Origin of the sequence: Streptomyces chrestomyceticus JCM 4735, assembly GCF_003865135.1 — a bacterium.
Lineage (GTDB): Bacteria > Actinomycetota > Actinomycetes > Streptomycetales > Streptomycetaceae > Streptomyces > Streptomyces chrestomyceticus.
Window position 1 is genome coordinate 4,858,901 of sequence record NZ_BHZC01000001.1, and the last position, 25,745, is coordinate 4,884,645.

Annotated in this window: 21 protein-coding genes and 1 pseudogene; 7 read left to right on the top strand and 15 right to left on the bottom strand. The window is 71.6% G+C overall.

What is annotated here, in order from left to right:
- Positions 1 to 126 precede the first annotated feature (126 nt).
- From EJG53_RS20940 to EJG53_RS20965, 6 genes and pseudogenes are all read right to left on the bottom strand, one after another.
- Positions 127 to 819: a DUF4232 domain-containing protein gene (locus tag EJG53_RS20940; RefSeq protein ID WP_125046110.1), complete on the bottom strand. Its 693-nt coding sequence runs from the start codon at positions 817 to 819 to the stop codon at positions 127 to 129.
- Between the two features lie 124 nt (positions 820 to 943).
- Complete coding sequence (locus EJG53_RS20945; RefSeq protein WP_244955252.1) at positions 944 to 1,897, bottom strand: hypothetical protein; 954 nt, start codon at positions 1,895 to 1,897, stop codon at positions 944 to 946.
- 371 nt (positions 1,898 to 2,268) lie between these two features.
- A pseudogene (locus tag EJG53_RS43940) lies at positions 2,269 to 4,271 on the bottom strand (AfsR/SARP family transcriptional regulator).
- A 1-nt stretch (position 4,272) separates the two neighbouring features.
- Positions 4,273 to 5,568: a M18 family aminopeptidase gene (locus EJG53_RS20955; RefSeq protein WP_031012416.1), complete on the bottom strand. Its 1,296-nt coding sequence runs from the start codon at positions 5,566 to 5,568 to the stop codon at positions 4,273 to 4,275.
- Between the two features lie 430 nt (positions 5,569 to 5,998).
- Positions 5,999 to 7,825: an acyl-CoA dehydrogenase gene (locus EJG53_RS20960; protein WP_031012413.1), complete on the bottom strand. Its 1,827-nt coding sequence runs from the start codon at positions 7,823 to 7,825 to the stop codon at positions 5,999 to 6,001.
- A gap of 257 nt (positions 7,826 to 8,082) precedes the next feature.
- Entirely contained in the window at positions 8,083 to 8,520 is a 438-nt protein-coding gene (locus EJG53_RS20965; RefSeq protein ID WP_125046111.1) for a hypothetical protein, read from the bottom strand.
- A gap of 88 nt (positions 8,521 to 8,608) precedes the next feature.
- Between EJG53_RS20965 and EJG53_RS20970 the strand changes: the two genes are divergently transcribed.
- Positions 8,609 to 9,079: an SseB family protein gene (locus EJG53_RS20970; RefSeq protein WP_003980379.1), complete on the top strand. Its 471-nt coding sequence runs from the start codon at positions 8,609 to 8,611 to the stop codon at positions 9,077 to 9,079.
- A gap of 100 nt (positions 9,080 to 9,179) precedes the next feature.
- Here EJG53_RS20970 and EJG53_RS20975 read toward each other — a convergent pair whose 3' ends face one another.
- Positions 9,180 to 9,944, bottom strand: coding sequence for a hypothetical protein (locus EJG53_RS20975; RefSeq protein WP_125046112.1), 765 nt, complete (start codon positions 9,942 to 9,944; stop codon positions 9,180 to 9,182).
- Positions 9,945 to 10,136: 192 nt separating this feature from the next.
- Here EJG53_RS20975 and EJG53_RS20980 point away from each other — a divergent pair, with 192 nt between their 5' ends.
- Positions 10,137 to 11,093 carry a pirin family protein gene (locus EJG53_RS20980; protein WP_125046113.1) on the top strand — a complete coding sequence of 319 codons (957 nt, stop codon included), beginning with the start codon at positions 10,137 to 10,139 and terminating at the stop codon, positions 11,091 to 11,093.
- A 137-nt stretch (positions 11,094 to 11,230) separates the two neighbouring features.
- Positions 11,231 to 12,391, top strand: coding sequence for an AI-2E family transporter (locus EJG53_RS20985; protein WP_244955254.1), 1,161 nt, complete (start codon positions 11,231 to 11,233; stop codon positions 12,389 to 12,391).
- On the opposite strand, the gene EJG53_RS20990 is transcribed toward EJG53_RS20985, so the two are convergent.
- Positions 12,280 to 14,526 carry an ATP-binding SpoIIE family protein phosphatase gene (locus tag EJG53_RS20990; protein ID WP_244955255.1) on the bottom strand — a complete coding sequence of 749 codons (2,247 nt, stop codon included), beginning with the start codon at positions 14,524 to 14,526 and terminating at the stop codon, positions 12,280 to 12,282. The two genes, EJG53_RS20985 and EJG53_RS20990, sit on opposite strands and share 112 nt — an antisense overlap.
- Before the next feature lie 174 nt (positions 14,527 to 14,700).
- Between EJG53_RS20990 and aspS the strand changes: the two genes are divergently transcribed.
- The 4 genes from aspS (at position 14,701) to EJG53_RS41165 (ending at position 17,437) form a co-directional block, all read left to right on the top strand.
- Complete coding sequence (gene aspS / locus EJG53_RS20995; RefSeq protein WP_125046114.1) at positions 14,701 to 16,464, top strand: aspartate--tRNA ligase; 1,764 nt, start codon at positions 14,701 to 14,703, stop codon at positions 16,462 to 16,464.
- 68 nt (positions 16,465 to 16,532) lie between these two features.
- A complete protein-coding gene (locus EJG53_RS21000) occupies positions 16,533 to 17,102 on the top strand; it encodes a Uma2 family endonuclease (RefSeq protein WP_125046115.1) in 570 nt (189 codons plus the stop codon).
- A gap of 3 nt (positions 17,103 to 17,105) precedes the next feature.
- Complete coding sequence (locus tag EJG53_RS41160; RefSeq protein WP_167515146.1) at positions 17,106 to 17,273, top strand: type II toxin-antitoxin system VapB family antitoxin; 168 nt, start codon at positions 17,106 to 17,108, stop codon at positions 17,271 to 17,273.
- Entirely contained in the window at positions 17,270 to 17,437 is a 168-nt protein-coding gene (locus EJG53_RS41165) for a hypothetical protein (protein WP_244955256.1), read from the top strand. The genes EJG53_RS41160 and EJG53_RS41165 overlap by 4 nt, the downstream gene beginning before the upstream one ends.
- Before the next feature lie 73 nt (positions 17,438 to 17,510).
- On the opposite strand, the gene metG is transcribed toward EJG53_RS41165, so the two are convergent.
- From metG to EJG53_RS21040, 7 genes are all read right to left on the bottom strand, one after another.
- Positions 17,511 to 19,220 carry a methionine--tRNA ligase gene (gene metG / locus EJG53_RS21010; RefSeq protein WP_125046116.1) on the bottom strand — a complete coding sequence of 570 codons (1,710 nt, stop codon included), beginning with the start codon at positions 19,218 to 19,220 and terminating at the stop codon, positions 17,511 to 17,513.
- Between the two features lie 180 nt (positions 19,221 to 19,400).
- Positions 19,401 to 20,153 (bottom strand): class I SAM-dependent methyltransferase, encoded by a 753-nt coding sequence (locus EJG53_RS21015; protein ID WP_125046117.1) that lies wholly within the window; start codon positions 20,151 to 20,153, stop codon positions 19,401 to 19,403.
- Positions 20,154 to 20,201: 48 nt separating this feature from the next.
- Entirely contained in the window at positions 20,202 to 21,347 is a 1,146-nt protein-coding gene (locus EJG53_RS21020) for an RNA polymerase sigma factor (protein WP_125049482.1), read from the bottom strand.
- Positions 21,348 to 21,364: 17 nt separating this feature from the next.
- Positions 21,365 to 21,772 (bottom strand): YciI family protein, encoded by a 408-nt coding sequence (locus tag EJG53_RS21025; protein ID WP_031012393.1) that lies wholly within the window; start codon positions 21,770 to 21,772, stop codon positions 21,365 to 21,367.
- Positions 21,773 to 21,940: 168 nt separating this feature from the next.
- On the bottom strand, positions 21,941 to 23,512 hold the full coding sequence (locus tag EJG53_RS21030) for an MFS transporter (protein ID WP_371858709.1): 1,572 nt from the start codon (positions 23,510 to 23,512) through the stop codon (positions 21,941 to 21,943).
- A gap of 129 nt (positions 23,513 to 23,641) precedes the next feature.
- Positions 23,642 to 24,274, bottom strand: coding sequence for a hypothetical protein (locus EJG53_RS21035; protein WP_167515147.1), 633 nt, complete (start codon positions 24,272 to 24,274; stop codon positions 23,642 to 23,644).
- A 304-nt stretch (positions 24,275 to 24,578) separates the two neighbouring features.
- Positions 24,579 to 25,718: a VWA domain-containing protein gene (locus EJG53_RS21040; RefSeq protein WP_244955651.1), complete on the bottom strand. Its 1,140-nt coding sequence runs from the start codon at positions 25,716 to 25,718 to the stop codon at positions 24,579 to 24,581.
- Positions 25,719 to 25,745: the final 27 nt, after the last annotated feature.

The window sequence follows — 25,745 nt, forward strand, 5'->3', positions numbered from 1 at the left end:
TGCCTCCGTACGCAATTGGATGTTCCGGGCCGGTCGTTGACCGGGTACCCGGGGCCGGTGGGGGCAATCGCGTGAGTCGGGGGGTGGGGAGAGATGGCCGGAGCGCGCTGTTCCGGGGGCGGGGTCTTACGGGCGTACGGCGCGGTTCACGTCGTACTGCCAGTACGTCACCTGTGCGGCGCCGTCGAAGCGGACTCCGCCGGGCAACTGGACGTGTGCGCGGGGCCCGGGTATGCCGTGGCCGCGGTGGTCCGTGAAGCCGACCGTCAGGGTGTGCCGCTCGGGGGCGTCATCGGCGGGGGACGGCGTGAGGGCGGCGTACGCGGTGCCGCCGGGGGCGAGGGTGAGGGGCGAGCGGGGTGCGCTGCGGGCGTCCGGGGCGGTGGTGGGGGTCGTGTCACCGTCCCGCAGGCGCGGGAATCCGTACAGGTCGCAGGCGGCGGGGGAAGTGTTGGTGACCTGGAGGAGGAGACGGCCGGGCGGCTGGGGGATCGGCTTGGCCGCGACCACCACCTTCGAGGCGTCGCAGGCCGGGCGGCCGCTGTTGCCGACGGCCTGGCCGGTACGGGAGCTGCTGGGCATGCCCGGACCCAGCGGCTCGTCCGAGCCGCCGGAGTCCTTCCCGAAGGGGTGGAACGGCTTGGCGTCGCTGGTCTTGAGGGCCTCCTGCCCGCCGCAGGCGGTGAGCAGGCCGAGGGCGGCCACGGCGGTGAGCCCGGCGGCAGCGGCCCGCAGGGCACGGGAACGCGCGCGCCCGCCGTCGGCACGGTGGCGGGCGCTGTGGGCGGTGGCGGCCTCCGTAACGGTGTGGCGCGGCATGGGGTCTCCCGGGGTCGCTACGTTCGCTGCATGCTGTACTGCCACCCTGACGTGCTTCCCTGGCGCCTGGCTAACGCTTGCCTAACGGAATCGGCCCGGGTCGGCGCGCAGCTCGCGGCGGGTTTCAGCACGGGCCGCCGACGACGGCGCGGAGCGCGCCGCCCGCGTTCTCGTCGTCGGTGCCGAGTACGCCGTGGCGGGAGTGCGGCAGGCAGGCCAGCGCCTCTATCTTGTGGCCGGCGTAACGGCCGAGGGGCTTCGGGGCCTTCCGTACGGACAGCCGTACCGTGCCCCGGCCGTCGACGGACACCGTACCCGCGTCGTAGAGGGCGGAGTCGAATGGGCCGTCGTCGCCGTGGTCCGAGGCCGCGGAGACCTTGAGTGCGCCGGACGCACTGATCTTCAGGTCGCTGACGTGCCGTACGTTCTCGGCAGGGTACGGCGCGCGGAACGTGGCCGAGACCGGGGCGGAGAAGGCGCGCCGGGTGAGGTCGAGGCGGGCGGCGTGCAGGGTGCCGGGGCGGCTGTCCTCGCCGCGGTCGGCCCATACGGCGACGAGCCGGTGCCCCTGGGCGGAGAGCGCGAAGCCCTCGTAGTTGTCGTCCTCCGAGGCGCCGGGGACGGTGAAGGCGCCGAGGACGCGCGCCACGCCCGCCCCCGTGTCCAGGCGCAGGTGGTATCCGGTGCCGTCGCTGGCCAGGGCGACGTACTCGCCGGGCCGGCCGGGGACCGCGTCGAGCGCTTCGAGGTCGACGGGTATCCGGCTGCCCCGCCAGGCGAGCGGGCGCACCTGGGGGCGGTCGCCGGGGCGCAGGTGTATGAGGGCCAGCCGGTTCTCGCCGGGGTCCTTGTTGTCGCGGGCGACGAGGAGGTCGGTGCGGTCCGCCCGGGAACCGGGTACGACGGCGAGGCCGCTGATGCCGGACGTGATGCCGTCGCCCACCTTCTGCCAGGCCGGGGCGGGGGCCGGAGTGGGGCGGTGCGCGGACTGTGCCGTCGCGGACTGGCTGGCGACGAGGGCGGCCGTGCAGGCGAGAGCGGTGGCCGCGGCCGTGTACCGGAGTTTGATCATGCGCATCCGGTGACGGTAGGGGGCACCGGCCGGAAAGGGAACAGTTCGAACGGAGGGTGGGGAGGGGGAGGTTGTGGAAACGTAGGGTTCGGAGGGGGGTGTCCGTTCTGTCCCCCGGGGGTGGCGGGCCACCGGAGCGTACGCGGGGTCCGCTCCTGGCGCGGTCTGCTACGGCCTGCTCCGGGCCCCTGCTGTGTGTCCTACCCCTGCTCCGGGCGCCGGTTGTACGTCCCGCCCCCGTCCCGGGCCCTTGCTGTACGACCCGCCCCGCCCCGATGCCCGCCCTCCGGACCGTCCCCCGTTGTCCGGCGTCTCCGCCGGCGGTCCGTCGGTCGTGCGTCCGGCCTCGCGCCGGTCACTGCTTGCAGCCGCCGTTCTCAGCAGCCGCTCTCAGCCGCTGCCGGAACCTCCGCCCGGCTTCCCCTCCGGCCCCCGGCCGGCCCTTCGTCCCGTGCGAACAACTGCGTCAGCGTGCTGATCGTGTAGACGTCGGTGGCCTCCTCGTCGACCAGGTGCATCTCGGTGAGCCGGTCCAGGCCCTCCTGGATGACCTCCGGGTCGGCACCGGCCAGCGCCGCCGCCACGGACGCGTTCAGATGGCCGTCGGCGTTCGCGGCGAGCGCGCTGAGCAGGCGTGCGTCGTCCGCCGAGAGGCGGGCCACGGACATCCGCAGGGCCGCCGCGACCCCCGTGTCCTCGGCGGACAGCAGGGCCAGGCGCCGCCGTTCGTCGCGCAGTGCGGCGGCCAGGCGGGCCAGCCGCCAGCGTGGTCTGGCCGTGAGCTGTGCGGCTGCCGCGCGCAGGGCCAGTGGCAGCCCGTCGCACAGGGCGACCAGTTCCTGCGCGGCGTCCGGGTCGTCGGCGACGCGTTCCGCGCCGAGCATCGCCCCGAGCAGGGCGGTGCCTTCCGCCGCGCCGAGCGCCTGGACGGGCACCGGCCGGGCGACGTCGGTGGCGACCAGGCCGTCCAGGCGGCTGCGGCTGGTGACGACCGTGGCGCAGTGCGCGCCGCCGGGCAGCAGCGGGCGTACCTGGGCGGAGCTCTGCGCGTTGTCGAGGACGACCAGCAGCCGGCGTTCGGCCACCAGCGACCTGAACAGCGCGGAGGCCGACTGCGCGGACGTCGGTACGCGCTCCGGTGGCGTGCCGAGCGCGAGCAGGAAGTCGCGCAGGATCTCGACGGGTTCGGCCGCCGCGCCCTCGTTGAAGCCGCGCAGGTCGGCGAAGAGCTGGCCGTCGGGGAAGGCCCCGGCGTACGCGTGCGACCACTGGACCGCGCAGGCGGTCTTGCCGACGCCGGCCGGTCCGGTGACGACGGCGAGCGGGCTCTCACCGGGTACGGCGGACTGCACCACGGTGGTGAGCGCGGCGAGTTGCTGCTCCCGCCCGAGGAAGCGGGCGGGCGGCCGGGGCAGCAGCCGGGGTACGGCGGGCGGGCCGGAGGTACGGCCGGGTGCGCCGCCCGTGGGCCCGCGGCCGCCTTGGGCGGGTACGCGGGGTCCTGGGCGGTGGTGGGGCGCGCGTCGGAGGCGCCCGCCTCCTGCGGCGCGCCCTGCGCTGCCCGTCCCGCGCCGTGCGTACCGCCGCCTTGCCCGGTACCGGAAGCCGTGTCGCCCCGTCCGCGACCCCCGGCGCCCGCTTCCTCCGCGCGCAGGATCTCCTCGTAGGCGCCCTTGAGCCGCGCCCCGGGGCCGACGCCCAGTTCCTCGTCGAGCAGGCGCCGGGTCCGGTGGAACCACTCCATCGCGTCCGACTGCCGTCCCGTACGGAACAGCGCGCGCATCAGCTCGGCGACCATCCCCTCCCGCAGCGGGTTGTTGACCGCGGCCGTGTAGAGGATCGCCGCGGCCTGTTCGTGCTCGCCGAGCGCGCCGTGCGCCCGGGCCAGCGCCTCGGTCGCGGCGAGCCGCTGTTCCTCCAGCGCGTGCGCGGCGGCGGCGAACGGCGGGCTGGTGACCGTGCCGGTGAGGGCCGGGCCGCGCCACAGGCCGAGCGCCTCGCGCAGCAGGGGTACCGCGTCGGCGGGGGCCGCCTCGGGGCGGGCCAGGGCGACCAGTTCGGCGAAGCGGTGGGCGTCGATCAGCTCCTCGGGCAGGCGCAGCAGGTACGCCGAGCCGTGGGTGGCCAGTTCGATGCCGTACGCCTCGGCGCCGCCGCGGGCCAGTGTGGCGCGCAGCCGCGAGACATGGCCCTGGACGACGGTACGGGCGTGTTCGGGTGGTTCCTCCTCCCACAGGGAGTCGATCAACTGCTCCAGGGGAACAGTCGTGTTGGGCTGCAACAGCAGCAGCGCGAGCACGCTGCTCCGTTTGGCGGGCCCGAGCGCCAGCTCACCGGCACCGGTGGTGACGGTTATCGGGCCCAGCAGGGAGAAGTCCAACTCAGCCCTCCAGGAAGGCCGTCAGGGCGCTCGCCAGCAGGTGCGGGTCCTCGCTGCCGCACAGCTCGCGCGCCGAGTGCATCGACAGGATGGCGACGCCGATGTCGACCGTGGCGATGCCGTGCCGGGCCGCGGTGATCGGCCCGATGGTGGTGCCGCAGGGCATCGCGTTGTTCGAGACGAAGGACTGCCACGGCACGCCGGCCCGCTCGCAGGCGTCCGCGAAGACCGCGCGGCCGCTGCCGTCGGTGGCGTACCGCTGGTTGACGTTGACCTTCAGGATCGGTCCGCCGTTGGGCATCGGGTGGTGGCCCGGGTCGTGCCGCTCGGTGTAGTTGGGGTGCAGCGCGTGGCCGGTGTCCGAGGAGAGGCAGACCGTGCCGGCGAAGGCGCGGGCGCGGTCCTCGTACGAGCCGCCGCGGGCGAAGACCGAACGTTCGAGCACCGTGCCGAGCAGCGGGCCGTCGGCGCCGGTGTCGGACTGGCTGCCGTTCTCCTCGTGGTCGAAGGCGGCCAGCACCGGGATGTACGGCGGCTCCGCGTCGGACGTGGTGACCGCCGCCAGCGCGGCCGTACCGGCGTGCACGGACAGCAGGTTGTCCATCCGCGGACCGGCCACCAGCTCGCGGTCGCGGCCGAGGTAGGCGGGCGGCTCGATGCTGTGGAGCATCAGGTCCCAGCCGCGTATGTCGCCGGCCGGCACCCCGATCTCCTCCTCCACGAAGGCGACCAGGTCGCCCTCGCGCACCTCGCCCAGGCCCCAGATCGGCGTCATGTGGCGCTGCTTGTCGAGCTTGAGTCCGTCGGCGTTGACCGAGCGGTCCAGGTGCACGGCGAGCTGCGGCACCCGCATCAGGGCGCGGTCGACGTTGACCAGCCGGGTGCTGCCGTCGCGCAGCGTGACCCGGCCGCTCAGGCCCAGGTCACGGTCGAGCCAGGTGTTGAGCAGGGTGCCGCCGTAGACCTCGACGGCGACCTGCCGCCAGCCGCGGTGGCCGGTGTCCGGGATGGGCTTGACGCGCAGATTGGGCGAGTCGGTGTGGGCGCCGACGATGCGGTACGGAGTGGCCGCGGTGGCGCCCTCCGGGACGTACCAGGCGATGATCGCCCCGCCGCGCAGGACGTACTTGCCGCCGCTCTCGCCGTCCCAGGCGTCGGTCTCGGCCACCTGCCGGAACCCCGCCTTCTCCAGCCGCTCGGCCGCGTTGGCCACGGCGTGGTACGGCGAGGGGGAGGCGGCGAGGAAGGACATCAGGTCGTCGGTGTGGCCGCGGTCGAAGCGGGCGGAATGGCTCATGGATTCAGCATAAGGACTAGCGGGAGCCCTTCCCCGGTATACGAATCCGCATGCATCACGGTATGGGAACCGGAACGCCCCGGCGACCGGCGTCCGCGCGGCTCCTGAAGGGCCGTGACCGCGCTTTCCGGAGGTCCGTACGGGAATCTGGGCGGCCCGTTGGGGAACCTTCGGCAGGCCCGTTCGGGCACGGTCCGCGAGGCTTCCACACCGCTTCCGCGAGGCTTCCCGCAACGCCCGCACGGCAGCTCCCGAACGGCAGCCCCCGAACGACGATGCCCGCCTCCCCGGGGGATGGGAGGCGGGCAACGCCAGTCTGGCGCGGTTGTCTGAGAACGCTGTGAGAGCGTCCCGGGCACCGGTTCTTTCCGGACGGGGCTTAAGCCGCCCTTAGAAGGCCCGCAGGGCGCGCCGTGCCCCTCGGGTCACCTCAGAACGCGGCCTCGTCCAGCTCCATCAGCGACTGGTCGACGGTCTCGGCCAGTCCACGCTGCACGGACACGCCCGGCAGCACGTTGTGCGCGAAGAACTTCGCCGCCGCGATCTTGCCCTCGTAGAACGGCTTGTCCTTGCTGGAGGCACCCGCCAGCTTCTCGCTCGCGACCGCGGCGCCCTTCAGGAGCAGGTAGCCGATGACGACGTCGCCGGAGGCCATCAGCAGGCGGGTGGTGTTCAGGCCCACCTTGTAGATGGACTTCACGTCCTTCTCGGTGCCGGCCAGGTCGGTCAGCATCGCGCCGACGATCGCCTCCAGGTCGGCGGCGGCGGTGGCCAGCTCGCCGCGGGCCGCCTCCAGCTCCTCGCCGCCGACGGCCTCCGCGAGGAACTTCTTGATCTCCTCGGAGAGCGCGGTCAGCGCCTGGCCCTGGTCCCGGACGATCTTCCGGAAGAAGAAGTCCTGGCCCTGGATGGCGGTGGTGCCCTCGTAGAGGGTGTCGATCTTGGCGTCCCGGATGTACTGCTCGATCGGGTACTCCTGGAGGTACCCGGAGCCGCCGAAGGTCTGCAGCGACTGGGCGAGCTGCTCGTAGGACTTCTCCGAGCCGTAGCCCTTGACGATCGGCAGCAGCAGGTCGTTCAGGCGGGTCGCGGCGGAGGCGTCCTCGCCCGCGGCCTCCTTGGCGATGATCTCGTCCTGGACGGTCGCGGTGTAGAGCACCAGGGCGCGCATGCCCTCGGCGTACGCCTTCTGCGTCATCAGCGCGCGGCGTACGTCGGGGTGGTGGGTGATGGTGACGCGCGGCGCGGTCTTGTCGGTGAAGGCGGCCAGGTCGGGGCCCTGCACGCGCTCCTTGGCGTACTCCAGGGCGTTGAGGTAGCCGGTGGAGAGGGTGGCGATGGCCTTCGTGCCGACCATCATCCGCGCGAACTCGATGATCTTGAACATCTGGCGGATGCCGTCGTGCTTCTCGCCCAGCAGCCAGCCCTTGGCCGGGTGGTTGGCGCCGAAGGTCATCTCGCACGTGTTGGACGCCTTCAGGCCCATCTTGTGCTCGACGTTGGTGGCGTAGACGCCGTTGCGCTCGCCCAGCTCGCCGGTCTCCCAGTCGAAGTCGTACTTCGGCACGATGAACAGCGACAGGCCCTTGGTGCCCGGACCGGCGCCCTCGGGACGCGCCAGCACGAAGTGCACGATGTTCTCGGACATGTCGTGCTCACCGGAGGTGATGAAGCGCTTCACGCCCTCGATGTGCCAGGTGCCGTCCGCCTGCTGGGTGGCCTTGGTGCGGCCGGCGCCGACGTCCGAACCCGCGTCGGGCTCGGTCAGCACCATGGTGGAGCCCCACTGCTTGTCCACCATGAGCTGCGCGATCTTGTGCTGCTCCTCGGTGCCCTCCTCGTGGAGCACCCCCGCGAAGGCCGGGCCGGAGGCGTACATCCAGATGGCCGGGTTGGCGCCCAGGATGGTCTCGGCGAAGGCCCACAGCAGGGAGCGCGGCGCGGTGGTGCCGCCGATCTCCTCCGGGATGCCCAGGCGCCACCACTCGGCGTCCATGTACGCCTGGTAGCTCTTCTTGAAGGTGTCGGGCACCGGCGCGGTGTTGGTGTCCGGGTCGAAGACCGGCGGGTTGCGGTCGGTGTCCGCGAAGGAGTCCGCCAGCTCGTTCTCGGAGAGCCGGGCGATCTCGCTCAGCACGCTCTTGGCGGTGTCGACGTCCATCTCCGCGAACGGTCCGGTGCCGTACACGGCGTCGCGGCCGAGCACCTCGAAGAGGTTGAACTCGATGTCGCGGAGATTCGACTTGTAGTGGCCCATGGGTACGGCTCCGTAAGGTTCGGGAGGAGACCCAGCGCTTGGAAGCGAGGGACCTCAAACGCAATACCAGCAAGTAGCTACGATGATGCTACCCGTCGGTAATAAGAAGCAACCCCTGACCGCCCATCTGTGACGAGCGTCAATGAGCGGCGCCAGGGCCCCTGCCGTGCGCCCTCAGGGGCCGTGATGCCCTGTTTGCGCAGCTCCGGAGGGGCCGGACGGCCCTCTCGTCCATCCTTGTACGTCCTCCCGCGCCCCTACCGCCACTGCTGCGCCGTGTCACTGGTGGTCACCCGGCACACGGCGGGCTCGCCCGGCCCCGGGGACTTCCCCGAGGCGACCTGGCGCTCGCCGTCGAGCAGGATCCGGCAGGAAGCCGTCCCGTTCCCGGCCGGCCGGACCTCCAGCCATGCCTCGTCGCCGGCGTCCACGACCACCGTCCTGTGCCAGGGCAGGCGCGTCCCGCCGGTCTCCCCCTCGTGCTCGTCGCCGCCCTCCGAGTGCCGGTAGCGCACCTCCGTGGCCCGCGGCGGCCCGCCCGTGGAGGTGGCCTCGTACGTCAGGGACCAGGACGCCTGCGCGTCCCTGAGCTGGATGGCACCGAAGAGCATCAGTCCGCAGGCGGTCAGGGCGGTGACGGTGAGCAGCACGCCGCCGCGGGTGACGCGGGGCTTCGGTCGATCGCGATCGGTCATCGGTGCGGGGCCTCGGTCGGTCGGGCGGACTCGGAGCTCTTCCAACGTAGCGGCGTACGTACCGCGCCGACTCAGTACGCTGTGCCGCATGTACGGCTACGACCAGAACGCGGGCGCCGGGCAGCAACAGTACGGTGCGCCCCCGCCGCAGCACCCGGCCCCCGGCGGCTACGGCGAGCAGCCCCTCTACCCCGAGCCGTCCCCGCCCTCCCTCGCCGACGCGGTGCGGGCCTTCACCACCGGCTCGATGTCGGCGGAGGACTTCCAGGGCATCTTCTCCACCTCCAAGGTCTACTGCCCGCGCGGCGACAACCCCGGGTTCCTGGCGCTGCACAACACGCAGCAGCCGGTCATCCCGATGTTCACCTCGCTCAAGGAGCTGCGCCGGTACGCGGGCAAGGAGTCCAAGTACTTCGTGATCACCGGCGCCGAGGTCCTGGACCTGCTCCCCACCGGCTACGGCTTCGTCCTGGACATGGAGGGCGACCACCGGATGGTCTTCGACGCCAAGTCGGTGGAGCAGATGGTCGACTTCGCGATGCGCCGGATGTACGGCTGACGGATCCCTGACGGCGGCACCTGGCGGCACCTGGGGTGCCGCCGCACCCTTTCCGACACTGCGCGGTGCCGCCGCGTACCTCTTCCACGCCCCGCACCCGTCACTCCAGCCCGGTCTGCGCCTTGGCCGTCAGCTTCCCGTCGGTGAAGACGAGCGAGGCGTTGCCCAGCCCGTCCGCCGAGGTGCAGGTGTAACCGGTCGCCGAGCTGCCCGCGACGTCGGTGTCGGAGTCCTTCTCGCACGCCCCCGCGACGGCCAGGGCTTCCTTCAGGCTCATCCCGGTCCGCAGCCGGTCGTACTTCTCCTTGGTCATCGGCCCCTTCCTGGCCGCGTCGCCGCCCAGGCCCACCTGTCCCTTGGCGGCCAGCCGCCCGTTGCTGAACGTGAACGTCGCCGCGCTGAAGGCTTCGGCGCCCCGGCAGGTCAGCACCTTGCCGCGGACCCCCGCCACCTCGTCCTCCGCCGAGGACTCGCACGGGCCGGTGATCGCGGTGACCTCGCGCTCGGTCATGCCCGTACGGACGCGGTCGTACATCTCCTTGGTGATCCGGCCCTTCCCGGTGGACGCGGACGGTGTCCCGGAGGAGCCGGAGCCGCCGCTCTCGTCCTTGCCGCCGTCGGAGCCGCCGACGGAGACGACCAGGACGACGATGACGACCAGCACGATCACGGCTCCGACGGCCGCCGCGATGCCGCAGGTCAGACAGCCCTTGCGGCGTCTGCGCGGGGGCGGCGGCGGTGGTGGTGCCGCATACGGCGAGCCGGGTGGTCCCGGCTGTCCTTGCTCCGAGGCCGCCGGGGGACCCTGGCCCGGCTGCCTCCACCCTTCTCCATGGCCCGCTGGGTCCTGAGCGGAAGTGCCCATGCGTCCAGAGTGCGCGCGTCGCGCGCCCGGCGCGAGAGGCGTGCGTGAGCCGGAAGTGGTGCGCCGTCCGCCGCTTCCGCGCACCGCTGTGACCAGCGCTTTCGTCGGCGCACGTGCCGCGGGAATGGGCGACGCCTTGCAGGTTGTTCAGAGTTCAACTAAGTTGAATGGCGAACGACCGAGGAGGCCGTCATGCCCGCAGTGACCGTAGAGAATCCGCTGACCCTGCCCCGAGTGGCGGCGCCCGCCGACGCCCGGCCGCGGGCCGTGCTCGCGGTGTCCACCGCGCCCGGCGGGTTCGAGGGGGAGGGCTTTCCGGTGCGCCGTGCCTTCGCCGGCATCGACTACACGCACCTGGACCCGTTCATCATGATGGACCAGATGGGCGAGGTGGAGTACGCGCCGGGCGAGCCCAAGGGCACCCCCTGGCACCCGCACCGCGGCTTCGAGACCGTCACGTACCTGATCGACGGCAGCTTCATCCACCGTGACTCGCACGGCGGCGGTGGCGTCATCAACGACGGCGACACCCAGTGGATGACGGCGGGCTCCGGCCTGCTGCACATCGAGGCGCCGCCGGAGGAGCTGGTCATGACCGGCGGGCTCTTCCACGGCCTCCAGCTCTGGGTGAACCTGCCCAAGAAGGACAAGATGATGGCGCCGCGCTACCAGGACATCGGTGGCGGCCAGGTGAAGCTGCTGACCTCGGCGGACGGCGGCGCGCTGCTGCGGCTGATCGCGGGCGACATCGCCGGTCATGAAGGGCCGGGGATCACCCACACCCCGATCACGATGATGCACGTCTCGGTCAGCCCCGGCGCCGAGGTGACCATCCCGTGGCGCTCGGACTTCAACGCGCTGGCGTACGGGCTGGCCGGCCGCGGCACCGCGGGCCCGCTCGGGCGGCCGTTCCGTACCGGGCAGACCGTCGTGTTCGGGCCCGGCGGCGACTCGCTCACCATCCGGGCGGACGCCACACAGGAGTCCCGCAGCCCCAACCTGGAGGTCGTGCTGCTCGGCGGGCAGCCGATCCGCGAGCCGATGATGCACTACGGCCCGTTCGTCATGAACACCCACGCCGAACTGGCCCAGGCCTTCGAGGACTTCCAGGCCGGGCGGCTGGGGACGGTGCCGGCCGAAGGCCACTGAGCGGCCACCGGGGAAGCGGGGACGGGCAGCGGGTACGGGCCGACCGAGGTCCGTACCCGCCCGCGTCCGCTTCAAGACCGCATCCGCTCGCGGCGGAATGCCGCCCTGTTCGAGCGGCCCCGTGATCCACTGGCGGGGTGCGAAACGATCTGAGACCCCCGGACCGTCAGCCACTGCTCCCGGTCGCCGCCCGCCGCGCCGCGGCCTGGTGCGGCGTGGGCCTGCTGGTCGCCGCCGTGGCGGCCCTCGGCGTCTGGCTGTGTGTGACCCTGAGCGCCGCCGTCACCCCCGTCCTGCTGGCCCTGCTCGGCAGTGCGCTGCTCGGGCCGGTCTACCGGCGGCTGGTGGCGATGAAGCTGAACCGTTCGCTCGCCGCCGGGCTGACCTGCGCCCTGCTGGTCGTGGTGGTCGGCGGCGCCGGATACATCGTCGTCAGCGCGCTGATCGACACCGGCGACCAGATCATCGCCTCGCTCAAGGACGCCGCCAAGGAGGTGTCCCGGCACTTCGGCGCCGCCGGCACCTCACTGGACGACATCGTCTCCAACGCCAAGCCCTTCATAGGGAAGTTCGGCGGCACCGCGGCCACCGGCGTCCTGGAGGGCGTCGGCGTCGTCGCGGCCACCCTCGCCGCGTCCGTCCTCGCCCTGTTCCTGACGTTCTTCTTCCTGCGCGACGCGGACAAGGCCGTGCGCGCCCTGCACGACTGGGCGCCCGGCGACTCCGGCCCGGGGCTGGAGCAGATGGCCCGCCGCGGCTACCAGGCCATCGAGGGCTTCATGCGCGGTACGACGCTGATCGCGCTGATCGACGCGGTCGGCATCACCGTCGGCCTGCTGATCCTCCAGGTGCCCGGCGCGTTCGGGCTGGGCGCGCTGGTCTTCGTGGGCGCCTACATCCCGTACCTGGGCTCGTTCCTGTCCGGTTCGGTGGCCGTGCTGGTCGCGTTCGCCGACGACCGGGGCCCGGCCATCGCGCTGTGGACGCTGGGCATCGTCCTGGTGGTGTTCTTCCTGGAGGGGCACATCCTGCAGCCGATCGTGCAGAGCCGTACGGTCCAGATGCACCCGGCCATCGTGATGCTGGCGATCACCGCGGGCGCCAGCGTCGCCGGGGTGATGGGGATGCTGCTGTCCGTGCCGCTGACCGCGGCGGCTTTCGGCGTGCTCTCGGAGCTGCGCCGGCACTACGCCGCGGGCTCGGGCAGCGGACCGGACGGCGGTCCGGCCGTCGGGGCGGCCGTCGGGGCGGAGAGGTCCGCCAGTGACGGCTCGGCGCCGCCCGCCGCGTCCTCGTAGAGTTCGAACCACGTCGACTTGCCGTCGCCGCGCGGGTCCACGCCCCACGCGCCCGCCAGCAGTTCCATCAGCACCAGGCCGCGCCCCGAGGAGGCCAGTTCCCCCGGGGTGCGGCGGTGCGGCAGCTCGTCGCTGCTGTCGGCGACGTCGACACGGATCCGGCGGCTGCCCTTCTCCCCGGTGATCTCCGCGACCAGCAGCGCGTCACCGTCGGTGTGCATCAGCACGTTGGTGACCATCTCGGAGACCATCAGGACGGCCGAGTCGACCTGGTCCTCGTCGGACCAGTCGTGCAGCACGTCGCGGACCTGGTGCCGGGCCTCCGCTATCCGCTCGGGCTCGGCCTGCTTGACGGTCAGCACCGTACGGCGGACGGGCCGGTGCGCCGCCGTGCCGCCCGTACCGACTCCGCAGCTCCCGCCCTCGCGGCACAGCAGCAGCATCGCTATGTCGTCCTCGCGGCGGTCCATGAACGGACCGGTGGTGTGGTACGACGGCGGGCCGTGCACCGCCTGCACGAGCGCGTCGGCGAGCTTCTCCAGGCCCGCCGCGTCCTCCAGGGCCGGGGCCACCACGTCCGCCGCCTCCCCGTCCGCGGCCCCGTACGTCTCGATGACCCGCCGCAGCCGCGCCCAGCCGGACTCCAGGTCGTGCCCGCCGGTCTCGATCAGCCCGTCCGTGCAGACCAGCATCGTCTCGCCGGGCTCCAGGACGAGCCGGGTGGTGGGGTAGTCGGTGTCCGGCACGATGCCCAGCGGCAGGCCGCCCGCGGTGGGCCGGACGAGGACGGTCCCGTCGGCCATCCGGATGGTGGGGTCGGGGTGCCCGGCCCGCGCGATGTCCAGCAGGCCGGTCGCCGGGTCCACCTCGATGTAGAGGCAGGTGGCGAAGCGCGGGTCCTCGCCGCCGAACTCGGTGTCGTTGATGCCGGACAGGAAGCGGGAGGCGCGGGAGAGCACCGCGTCCGGATGGTGGCCCTCGGAGGCATAGGCGCGCAGGGCGATCCGGAGCTGCCCCATCAGGCCGGCGGCCCGTACGTCGTGGCCCTGCACGTCGCCGATGACCAGCGCGAACCGGCCGGACGGCAGCGTGATCATGTCGTACCAGTCGCCGCCGACCTCCAGGCCGCCGCCGGTCGGCACGTACCGCGCCGCCACCGTCATGCCGGGGATGTCCGGGTGCACCGTCGGCATCATGCTGCGCTGCAGGCCGTCGGTCAGCTCGCGCCGCGACTCCTGGTCGCCGGCGCGGGCCAGCGCCTGGGCGAGCATCCGGGCGACGGTGGTGAGCACCGAGCGCTCGTCGGGCGTGAAGGCGACCGGCGTACCGAAGGCCGCCATCCAGGCGCCGACCGTGCGGCCCGCGCTCACCAGGGGCAGGAAGGCCCAGGACGCCCGGTGGAAGGCGGCGGCCAGCGGCCAGGTGGCGGGGTAGCGGCGGCGGTAGTCCTCGGGGGTGGGCAGGTAGACGGCGCGGCCGGTCCGTACCACCTCGGCGGCCGGGTAGTCGGTGTCCAGCGGCATGTCGACGAAGGGCGCGAGGTCGCCCTGCCGGTGCCCGTGGTGGCCGATGACGGAGATCCGGTCGCCCTCGATGCCGAAGACCGCCAGACCGTCCGGGCTGAAGCCGGGCATGGACAGGCCGGCGGCGACGCGCAGCACCTCGGCGGTGGAGTGCGCCTCGGCGAGCGCGCGGCCCGCGTCCAGCAGGAACGCCTCGCGGGAGCGGCGCCAGTCGCCGGTGGCCGGGGCGTGCGGGGAGACGGTGCCGGGCTGGGTCTCGAAGATCTCCTGGACGGTGCCGACCAGCTCGTAGTCCGTGTGGTCGGTGTCGCTGCGCAGGAAGGCACGGGAGCGGGTGCGGACGGTGCGCAGCACCCGGCCGGAGCTGTCCATGACGCGCAGCCGGGCCTCGGCGACGCTGCTCTCGGTGACGGAGAGGTTGACGATGCCGGTGATCTCGGCGAAGTCGGCGGGGTGGAGGCGGGAGCGCATGGCCGCCTCGGACAGCTCGGTGGGCTCCGCGGGCAGCCCCAGCAGCCGGGCGGTCTCGGCGTCGAGGGTCACTTCTCCCGAGACGTTGTCCCAGCGCCACAGGCCGGTCGCGGTGGCGGCCAGGAGGTCCTTGGTGCGCATTGCATCACTTTATGTGGGTTTGACGGGGGCCGACCAGTGCGGCGGGCACCGCGGCGGACACCCCCATCTTCGCATGGCCGACTTGACGCGGATATGTCAATCGGCGGCCTAGGCCGACCGGTAACCTGGAGCAGTTAACTCTCACACTCCAACTTGCGACGACTTGGATGAGCGATGCATCGGTACCGGTCCCATAACTGTGGCGAGCTCCGAGCCGCGGACGTCGACACCGACGTCCGCCTCAGCGGCTGGCTGCACAATCGACGTGACCTGGGCGGCATCCTCTTCATCGATCTGCGCGACCACTACGGTCTGGTCCAGCTCGTCGCCCGCCCCGGCACCCCCGCCAACGAGGCGCTCGGCTCGCTGACCAAGGAGTCCGTCGTCCGGATCGACGGCAAGGTCAGCGCCCGCGGCGCGGACAACGTCAACCCCGACCTGCCCACCGGCGAGATCGAGGTCGAGGTCACGGCCGTCGAGGTGCTGGGCGCCGCCGAGCAGATCCCCTTCACGATCAACGCCGAGGACGGGGTCAACGAGGAGAAGCGCCTCGAATACCGCTTCCTCGACCTGCGCCGCGAGCGGATGCACCGCAACCTGATGCTGCGCACCGCCGTCATCTCCGCCATCCGGCACAAGATGACCGCGCTCGGCTTCAACGAGATGGCGACGCCGATCCTGTCCGCGACCTCCCCCGAGGGCGCCCGCGACTTCCTCGTCCCGTCCCGTCTGCACGCCGGCAAGTTCTACGCGCTGCCGCAGGCCCCGCAGCAGTTCAAGCAGCTCCTGATGATCGCGGGCTTCGACCGCTACTTCCAGATCGCGCCCTGCTTCCGCGACGAGGACGCCCGCGCGGACCGCTCGCCGGGCGAGTTCTACCAGCTCGACGTCGAGATGAGCTTCGTCGAGCAGGAGGACGTCTTCGGCCCGATCGAGCAGCTCATGACCGAGCTGTTCACCGAGTTCGGCGGCGGCCGCACGGTCACCTCGCCGTTCCCGCGCATCCCGTTCCGCGAGTCGATGCTCAAGTACGGCTCCGACAAGCCGGACCTGCGCGCCGAGCTGGAGCTGGTCGACGTCTCGTCGGTCTTCGCCGGCTCCGGCTTCAAGGCGTTCGCCGACAAGCACGTCCGCGCGCTGGCCGTGCCGGACACCGCCGACCAGCCGCGGAAGTTCTTCGACCAGATGGGTGACTTCGCCGTCCAGCAGGGCGCGAAGGGCCTGGCCTGGGTCCGCGTCGGCGAAGAGAACACCCTCACCGGCCCGATCGCCAAGTTCCTCACCGAGGACGACGTGAAGGCGCTGGTCGAGGCACTGGACCTGAAGCCCGGCTCGGCCGTCTTCTTCGGCGCCGGCGAGTTCGACGAGGTCTCCAAGATCATGGGCGCGGTCCGCGTCGAGGCGGCCAAGCGCACCGGCCACTTCGTCGAGGGCGAGTTCCGCTTCTGCTGGATCGTCGACTTCCCGATGTTCGAGAAGGACGAGGACACCGGCAAGATCGAGTTCTCCCACAACCCGTTCTCCATGCCGCAGGGCGGCCTGGAGGCGCTGGAGACCAAGGACCCGCTGGACATCCTCGCCTGGCAGTACGACATCGTCTGCAACGGCGTCGAGCTGTCCTCCGGCGCCATCCGCAACCACGAGCCGGACGTCATGTACAAGGCGTTCGCCATCGCCGGCTACGACAAGGACACCGTCGAGGCCGAGTTCGGCGGCATGCTCCGCGCCTTCAAGTTCGGCGCCCCGCCGCACGGCGGCATCGCCCCCGGCGTCGACCGCATCGTCATGCTCCTCGCCGACGAGCCCAACATCCGCGAGACCATCGCCTTCCCCCTCAACGGCAACGCCCAGGACCTGCTCATGGGCGCCCCGTCGGAGGTCGAGAAGTCGCGGCTGAAGGAGCTGCACCTGTCGATCCGCAAGCCGCAGGTGAAGTAGTTCGTTCGTCCGTGTGAAGGGCCCGCGATCGTATGATCGCGGGTCCTTTCGCGTGTCACGCTCCGGGCATGGTGAGTGTCCTGAGTCAGGAGCAGTTCGAAGAGGTGGCTCGCCTTGGCGTGCGGGTGGAAGAGGCGCTACGTCTGGAATGCGTCGGCGGGAGGATCCGGGAGAAGCCCATGCCGGACGGCGATCACGCGGAGATCATCGCGTGGCTGACGCGTCGGTGCGTCCAGGCCGATGCGGGGTGGTGGCTTCACGTGGGACAGGGGCTGCGGGTCGAGCAGGGCCGCAAGGGCAACGCCCGCCCCGACGGTTGCCTCGCATCGAGCGATGCCTTCGTCGGCCACGGTGAGTGGGCGGATGCCGAAGGAGTGCTCCTGGCCGTCGAGGTCACTTCCCGTGACCACGACACCGACCGCCGGGACCGCGAGGACAAGCCGAAGGCGTACGCCGGGACCGGCATCCCGGTGTACCTGCTGATCGACCGGGACACCTGCGAGGTCAAGGTGCACTCGCAGCCCGACGGTGGGCGCTACGAGATGCTGCTGACGGTGCCGTTCGGAAAGACGGTCACCCTGCCGGACCCGGTGGGCATCGACCTGGACACCGAGCCGCTGAAGGGCTGGGTGCACTGACGCATGGCGAAGCTTCGGCTGGAGGTCGACGACGAGGCGCTGGCGGAAGCCGCGAAGCTCCTCGGTACGAAGACCAAGGAGGACACCGTCAACATGGCTTTGGCGGAGGTGGTCAAGCGGCGTGGGACAAGCGCGAGCGCTACGCCGAGGCCGGAATCCCCGTCTACTTGATCGTCGACCCCAACGACGCCACCTGGCACATCCTCCAGCTCGACGGCCGCCATTACGTCGAGACCGCGAAGGGCATCTTCGGCCAGGAGATTCCCCTGCCGGAGCCGATGGGTTTCACCGTACGGACGGCGGGCTGGCACCCGTATGGCGGTACGTCCGCGTAGGCGCCGCCCGCGCATGCCGAGGGCCCGGAACCGGTGACCGGTTCCGGGCCCTCGCGCTATGCCGTCGGACCGCCTACTCCGCCGCGCCGAACCGCTCCCGGTACGCCGCCAGGTCATCCTCCGTGATCTTCGCGAAGAGCACCGGCGGGACCGTGAACGCCGTGCCGGCCGGGACCGAGGCCAGGGCGCGGGCCTCGTCCGCCGTGACCCAGGCCGCCGTGTCGCCGTCCAGCGCGAACGCACCGCGCATCGCCTTCGCGGCCGCCGGGATGAACGGCTCCGAGACGATCGCGTACAGGTGGATCAGGTTCATCGCGGTGCGCAGCGTCAGCGCCGCCGCCTCCTGGTCGGTCTTGATCTCCAGCCAGGGGGCCTTCTCCTCCAGGTAGGAGTTGCCCGCGCTCCACAGCGCGCGCAGGGCCGCGGCCGCCTTGCGGAACTGGAGGGCCTCCATGTGGCTCTCGTACTCCGCCAGCAGCTCGGCGATCTGCTCGCCCAGCTTCGCCTCGGCCTCTCCGGCCGCCGCGCCCGCCGGCACCTCGTCGCCGAAGCGCTTGCGGGAGAAGGACAGCACCCGGTTGACGAAGTTGCCGAGGGTGTCGGCCAGGTCCTTGTTGACCGAGGAGGAGAAGAGTTCCCAGGTGAAGGACGTGTCGTCGGACTCGGGCGCGTTGGCGATCAGGAAGTAGCGCCAGTAGTCGGCGGGCAGCAGCTCCAGCGCCGCGTCGGTGAAGATGCCGCGCCGCTGCGAGGTGGAGAACTTGCCGCCGTAGTACGTCAGCCAGTTGAACGCCTTGAGGAAGTCGACCTTCTTCCACGGCTCACGGGTGCCCAGCTCGGTGGCCGGGAACATCACCGAGTGGAACGGGACGTTGTCCTTGGCCATGAACTCCGTGTAGCGCACGTCGTCGGCCTCGTACCACCACGACTTCCAGTCGCGGTTGGCCGGGTCGGCGTCCGCCCACTCCTTCGTCGCGCCGATGTACTCGATCGGCGCGTCGAACCAGACGTAGAAGACCTTGCCCTCGGCGGCCAGCTCCGGCCACACGTCCGCCGGGACCGGCACGCCCCACTCCAGGTCACGGGTGATCGCCCGGTCCTGGAGGCCCTCGGTCAGCCACTTGCGCGCGATGGAGGACGCCAGCGTGGGCCAGTCCTCGCTGCTGTCGTCGATCCACTGCTCGACCTCGCCCTGGAGCGCGGACTGGAGCAGGAAGAGGTGCTTGGTCTCGCGCACCTCCAGGTCGCTGCTGCCGCTGATCGCCGACCGGGCGTCGATCAGGTCGGTCGGGTCCAGGACGCGGGTGCAGTTCTCGCACTGGTCGCCGCGGGCCTTGTCGTAGCCGCAGTGCGGGCAGGTGCCGACGATGTAGCGGTCCGGGAGGAAGCGCTCGTCGGCGATCGAGTAGACCTGCCGGATGGCGCGCTCCTCGATGAAGCCGTTCTCGTGGAGCTTGCGCGCGAAGTGCTGGGTCAGCTCCACGTTCTGCTGCGAGGAGCTGCGGCCGAAGTGGTCGAACCGTAGGTGGAAGCCGTCGTAGATGGCCTTCTGCGCGTCGTGCTGCTCGCCGCAGTACGCGTCGACGGACTGGCCGGCGTCCTTGGCCGCCAGCTCGGCGGGCGTGCCGTGCTCGTCCGTGGCGCAGATGTAGAGCACCTCGTGGCCGCGCTGGCGCATATACCGCCCGTACACGTCGGCCGGGAGCATGGACCCCACCATGTTGCCCAGGTGCTTGATCCCGTTGATGTACGGAAGGGCGCTGGTGATGAGGTGTCGAGCCATTGCCGGCTGCTCCCAAGTCGCTACGGTGAGTGAGGTTTTGTTCTACGGAACGTCAATATCGTACTGGACGGGTACGGGGCCACCGCGCCCGGTTTTCCGCGTCCCGTAAGGGGCTTGATCGTCGGTTCCGCGCGATCACGGCAGGTGGTCTGTGCGGTCGAGGCCGCCGGGTCTGTGCGATCACGGCCGTCGGGCCACCACGAGCGCCCAGCTCGGGCTGCCGTCGGGGCGGCGGGCAGCTCCCCGTACCGGGGCCAGCTCCACGGAGAACCCGGCGGCGAGCAGATCGTCCCGTACGTCCCGCAGTGCACCGGTCCGGTAATACATGACGAACGGCGGACGCCACAGCGCGTTCCGTACGCGCATCACCGTGTCGAAGCCGAGGAGCGTCCAGTACAGGGCGAAGCGGGGCGACGGCGGCGCGGCGACCGGGAAGGCGAAGACGCCGCCCGGACGCAGCGCCCGGTGGACCCCGGCGAAGACGGCCGCGCGCTCGGCGGGCAGGAAGTGGCCGAGGGCGCCGAAGGTGACGGCGAGGTCGAAGGCGGCGGTGAAGGGGAGGGCGCGGGCGTCGGCGCGGGCGTATGTCGCGGCGGGGCCGCCCGTACCCCCGCCCGTACGCCCGTTCGCTGCCGTCCGCGCCTCCGTGAGCATCCCCGCGCTGAAATCGACGCCGACGACCCGCTCCCGGCACAGGGACCGCAGCACGCCGATGCCCGCCCCCGTACCGCAGCAGACATCGAGCCCCACCTCGAACCCTCCCGCAGATGGGCCGAGGTCCCGCAACGCCTCCGCCGTCGCGTCGAGAATCCGGTCCGGCGTACGGAACGGCGTCCGGTCGAACTTCGGGGCCAGCAGGTCGTAGCCGCGCTCGACGGAGGAGAGCGCCTGCACGGTCAGCTCGCGGAGCGTCGGTCCCTCGGGGGTGAACACGGGGCCAGCGTACTGAGCGGAGCCTGTGCCGCGAGCTGTTCCGGAGCCTCAGGGGCCCTGGCGCGCGTTGATCCGGGCGGCCTGGCGCGTCAGATGGTCGCGCTCGGCCGGGCTGGACGCCTTCCGGGCGGCCTCGGCGTACAGCCGTGCCGCCGTGGCCAGGTCTCCGTCCCGCTCGTGGAGGTACGCCGCCACCGCCGTGTGGCGGGGCAGCGCGGCGTCCAGCTCCGCGAGCGCCGCCAGCCCGGCGCGTGGCCCGTCGGCCTCCCCGACGGCCACCGCGCGGTTGAGCCGGACGACCGGGCTGCCGGTCAGGCGCGCGAGTTCGTCGTACCACTCGACGATCTGCACCCAGTCGGTCTCCGCCGCGGTGGGCGCGTCGGCGTGCAGGGCCGCGATGGCGGCCTGCGCCTGGAACTCGCCGAGCCGGTCGCGGGCCAGGGCGGCCTGGAGGATCGCGATGCCCTCGGCGATCGCGCCGGTGTCCCACCGGGCGCGGTCCTGCTCGGCGAGCGGCACCAGGCTGCCGTCGGGCGCGGTACGGGCGGCGCGCCGCGCGTGGTGGAGCAGCATCAGGGCGAGCAGCCCCGCCACCTCGGGGTGGTCGATCGAGGCCGCGAGCTGCCGGGTGAGCCGTACGGCCTCGGCGGCGAGGTCCACGTCACCGGAGTAGCCCTCGTTGAAGACGAGGTAGAGGACGCGGAGCACGGTGGAGACGTCGCCGGGCCGGTCGAGGCGGACCTTGGAGACGGTGCGCTTGGCGCGGCTGATCCGCTGCGCCATGGTCGCCTCGGGCACCAGGTACGCCTGGGCGATCTGCCGGGTGGTGAGCCCGCCCACGGCGCGCAGCGTGAGCGCGACCGCGGACGACGGCGACAGCGCCGGGTGCGCGCACAGGAAGTAGAGCCGGAGTGTGTCGTCCACCGGGGACGCGGGCCCGGGCGCCGGCTCCCGGTCCACGAGATCCTCCCGCCGCCGGCGGGACGCGTCCGACCGGGCCGCGTCGAGGAACCGGCGCCAGGCCACCGTGACCAGCCAGCCCTTGGGATCGCGCGGCGTCCCGGCGGGCCAGACGCGGACCGCCTCGACCAGCGCGTCCTGTACGGCGTCCTCGGCCGCCGCGAAGTCGGCTCCACGGCGGACGAGGACGGCGAGCACGCCCGGCGCGAGGCCCCGGAGCAGGGCCTCGTCCACCTGCGGCACGTCGGCGGTCACTCCGTGACGGTGGGCGGCGCGGCCAGGAACGGGCGCACCTCCAGCCACTCGTGGATCGGCTTCCCGCCCGCCCCGGGGGCCGCCGACAGCTCCCCGGCCAGCTCGACGGCGCGCTCGTAGCTGTCGACGTCGATCACCATCCAGCCGGCGATCAGGTCCTTGGTCTCGGCGAACGGACCGTCGGTCACCGGCGGGCGCCCCTCACCGTCGTACCGGACCCACGCCCCCTCGGCGGCGAGCGCCTGCCCGTCCACGAACTCGCCGCTCTTTTCGAGCCGGTCCGCGAAGTCCTGCATGTACTGCATGTGCGCCGAGATCTCCTCCGGCGTCCACCGGTCCATCGGGACGTTGTTCACCGGAGCCGGGGCGCCTCGGTAGTGCTTCAGCAGCAGGTACTTGGCCATCGTGGGTCTCCTCGGGAGTGGTGCGGCCCATTGTGGTCGCGTTCACTACGGGGACGGAGCCGATCGGGGGTTCTCGACATGGCCGGCCAAGATTTTTTCCGGGCCCCCGCGCGGGTCCCATGGCGCGCCCCACTCAGCGCCCGCAGCCACCCCGACGCATCAGACCCGTCACGCGGCCCCCACCCCTCCCCCTTTCCCCGCCCCTTCCCCATGCTTCGGCGCCTTCCCATTCACCAACACGCCCGCGACCACCCCCGCCAGCAGCATGATCCCCGCGCCCCACCCGATGGCCACCGTGAACCCGTGCACGACACCGTCCTTGACGACCCCCTCCCGCATCGCGGGCGTGACACGGCCACCCGCTTCCCGCGCGGCCGTGGCCAGATGACTCCCGATGTACGTCGCGCTGGTCGACGTGGCGATGGTGTTCAGCAGCGCCGTACCGATCGAACCGCCCACCTGCTGAGCCGTGTTGACGGTCGCGGACGTCACCCCGGAGTCCTGCGGCGCGACGCCCGCCGTGGCCGTGGACATCACCGGCATGAAGATCAGGCCCATGCCGAGGCCGACCAGCAGCTCGGACGGCAGTACGTGGGAGACGTACGCGGGCTCGGCGGTCAGCGTCGTCAGCCAGAACAGTCCCGCCGCCGCGAACACCGCGCCCGGCACCATCAGCACCCGGGGCGGCAGATGGTGCAGCAGCCGTGCCGATATCTGCGTCGACCCCACAATGATCGCCGCCGTGACCGGCAGAAACGCCAGGCCCGTCTTCACCGGCGAATACCCCAGTACCACCTGCAAGTAGTACGTCATGAACAGGAACATCCCGAACATGGCGATGACCGCCAACGCCATGGTCAGAAACGCGCCCGCGCGATTCCGGTCCCGCACGATGTGCAACGGCAGCAAGGGATGACGCGCCCGCCCCTGCCACCACGCGAAAACGGCCAGCAATACGGCACCGCCCACCAGCAGCCCGATAACCATCGCATCCCCCCACCCCCGGGGCTGCGCCTCACTGCACCCATAGACAATGGCGACCAGCCCGCCGCACCCCAGCACCACACCGGGCACATCCAGCCGGGCTTCGCCATGCCCCCGCCGGTCGTGCAGAAAAACCCAGGCTCCCGCTATCGCCACCACCGCGATCGGCACATTCACGTAAAGGCACCAGCGCCAGTCCAGGTACTCCGTCAGCAACCCGCCGGCTATCAGCCCGATGGCCGAGCCACCGCCCGCGATGGCGCCGTAAATCCCGAACGCCTTGCTCCGCTCTTTCCCGTCCGTGAAGGTCGTCGTCAACAACGACAACGCGGACGGCGCCAGCACGGCGGCGAACGCGCCCTGCAACGCCCTGGCCCCGAACAGCAATCCCTGCCCCGACGCCGCACCACCCAGCGCGGAGGCGATCGCGAATCCCACCAGCCCGATGATGAACGCCCGCTTACGCCCCACCAGGTCGGCGATCCGCCCGCCCAACAGCAGCAATCCACCAAAGGCGAGCGTGTACGCCGTGATCACCCACTGCCGGTTGGCATCCGACATGTGCAGCTCCCGCTGCGCCGACGGCAGGGCGATATTCACGATCGTGGCGTCCAGCACCACCATCAACTGGGCCACGGCAATGACGACAAGTCCCCACCATCGCCGCGGATCAGGTTCCCCAGCCGTACCCGTCCGCTCCCGCGTCCGACTCTGCCCCTGATCCTGACGCTGATCCTGCTCCTGGCCCTGGCTCATGAATACCCGCCTCCGCCGTGGACAACGGACAACGGTCACCCGTCGGGCGAGCACCGCAGCCCGAAACCAGCGTAGGCGCTGCCCCGCCCCCTCGCCTCTCGGCCGCCCGGACTCCGGTTACCGCCCTGATTACTGCCCGATCGGTACCTTGATCTCGCTGCGAATCCGGTCCGCCTTCTCCGCGAGCGCTTCCAGATCCACCGAGAACGGGTCGACGTCGATCCGGTCCGCGTCCGTCTCCATCACATTCCCGGTCGTACTCGAATCCGCCCAGGTGCAGAACGGCGCGGTGAATTTCTGCCCCATCTGCCGCTTCACGAGGACACCGCAGTACACCGGTTCCTTGGTGCCGTGCGGCCGCTCTTCGTGCTTCGGTACGACCAGTTCGCCGCCGCTGTTCTCCATACCGTGAATCGTCTGCTTGACGGCCTCCGTCGGATCGCTGACGGAGCCGTACATGGAAAGCAGCACCAGCGACTTGGCACCCGACTGGTATTGCCCGCCCACCGTGGTCATGTTGTGGGCGTACGAGCCGTTGCGCGGCACCTGGGCGCCCACCGTGTCACTCAGATCCTTCGTGAGGGTGTACTTCCCGTCGACGAGGGTCTTCGGCACCACCGTCTTGTACTTGGGCCCGTCAGCACCACTCATCATCACCCCCGCCACGATCCCCCCGACCACCACGAGCGCGACCACGCCCCCGACAATGCCCAGCACCTTCCCGGTATTGCTCTTACGCGGAGGCTGCCCCGCCGGCGGCATCCCGTTCCACCCTCCGCCGTACCCGGGCGGTGGCGGCTGCTGCCCCGGAAACGGAGGCGACTGCTGCCCGTAGGGCCCGCCGACCGGAGGCGCGGGCGGTATGCCGTACGGGGGCTGCGCCTGACCGTAAGGGCCCTGGGGCGCACCTCCGTATCCGTTTCCGGGGGGTGGCGGCTGGGGCGGCATGCTCATGTGTTTCTCGCTTCGCTGAGGAGGGCGGCGGACATGCCGTCGGCCGCGGTGGGCCAGGTGGCCCGGCCGCGGCCGACGGGTGGTGCAGGTGGGTGGTGGTGGGGGTGGTGCGTCAGGTGGGGAGGATGCCGGCGGTGCGGGCTTCCTGGAGCCAGGCGGGGAACTCGACCATGAGCTGCTGGTAGAGGTCGGCGTCGGCGAGGGCGCGCGGGTCGCGGCCGGCGTGGAAGAAGCCCGCGTTGTCGACCGCGCGCCGCTCCGGTACGGCCAGGTCGTCCAGCTTGCGGAGGAAGTCGAAGCCCTTGGCGTCCGGGTCGCCGAAGCCGACGAACTGCCAGAAGATGGGGAGCTTCGCGGCCTCGCAGAGCGCCTTCTCGGCGGCCGGCTTGGACGTGGGGGCGCCGTCCGTCTGGAAGATGACGAAGGCGGGGTCGGTGGCGCCGGACTTCTCGTAGTGCTCGATCACGGCGTTGATCGCCCAGTGGTAGTTCGTACGGCCCATGTGGCCGAGGCCCGCGTGCAACTCCTCGATCCGGCCCGCGTAATTGGTCAGATCGAGATCGGCGGTGCCGTCGACGTCGGTGGAGAAGAAGACCACCGGGACGGTGCCGTCGTCGTCCAGGTTGGCGGACAGGCCGAGGGCCTGCTCGGCCAGGTGCTGGACCGTGCCGTCCTTGTAGTAGTTGCGCATCGAGCCCGAGCGGTCGAGGACGAGGTAGACCGCGGCGCGCTGGGTGGCCAGCCCCTGCTTCTCCAGGGAGACCCGGGCGGCCTTGTAGAGGCTGACGAGGGCGGGGGCCTGGGCTTCTACCTTGGTGAGGGAGGTGGGGGCGGGTTCCGTATCGGTTACGGGCTCGGCCTCGACGGTCGGTTTGGGGACCGTCTTGGCTACGGGCTCGGGGGCAGGCTCGGGCGTGGCCTCGGGCTCGGTTGCGGTTACGGGCTCGGGGGCGGCCGTGGCCTCGGGGGCGGCCTCGGCTACGGGCTCGGGCTTCGGCTCGACTACGGGCGCGGGCTTCGCCTCGGGTTCGGGCTCTGCCTTCGCTTCGGGCTTCGCCTCGTCCACAGCCTCCGGCTTCGCCTCGGGCTTCGTCTCGGACTTTGTCCCGTCCGCGTCCGCGGACGCGGACGCGGACGCGGCCTCCGGCTCCGCCGTCTCCGCCTCCGCCTTCACCGCCTCCGCTTCGGGCTTCGCCTCCGCCTTCACCACCGGCTCCGGCTCCACCTTCGCCACCGTCTCCCCCTCCGCCACCGTCTCCGCCTCCGCCTCCCGCGTCGG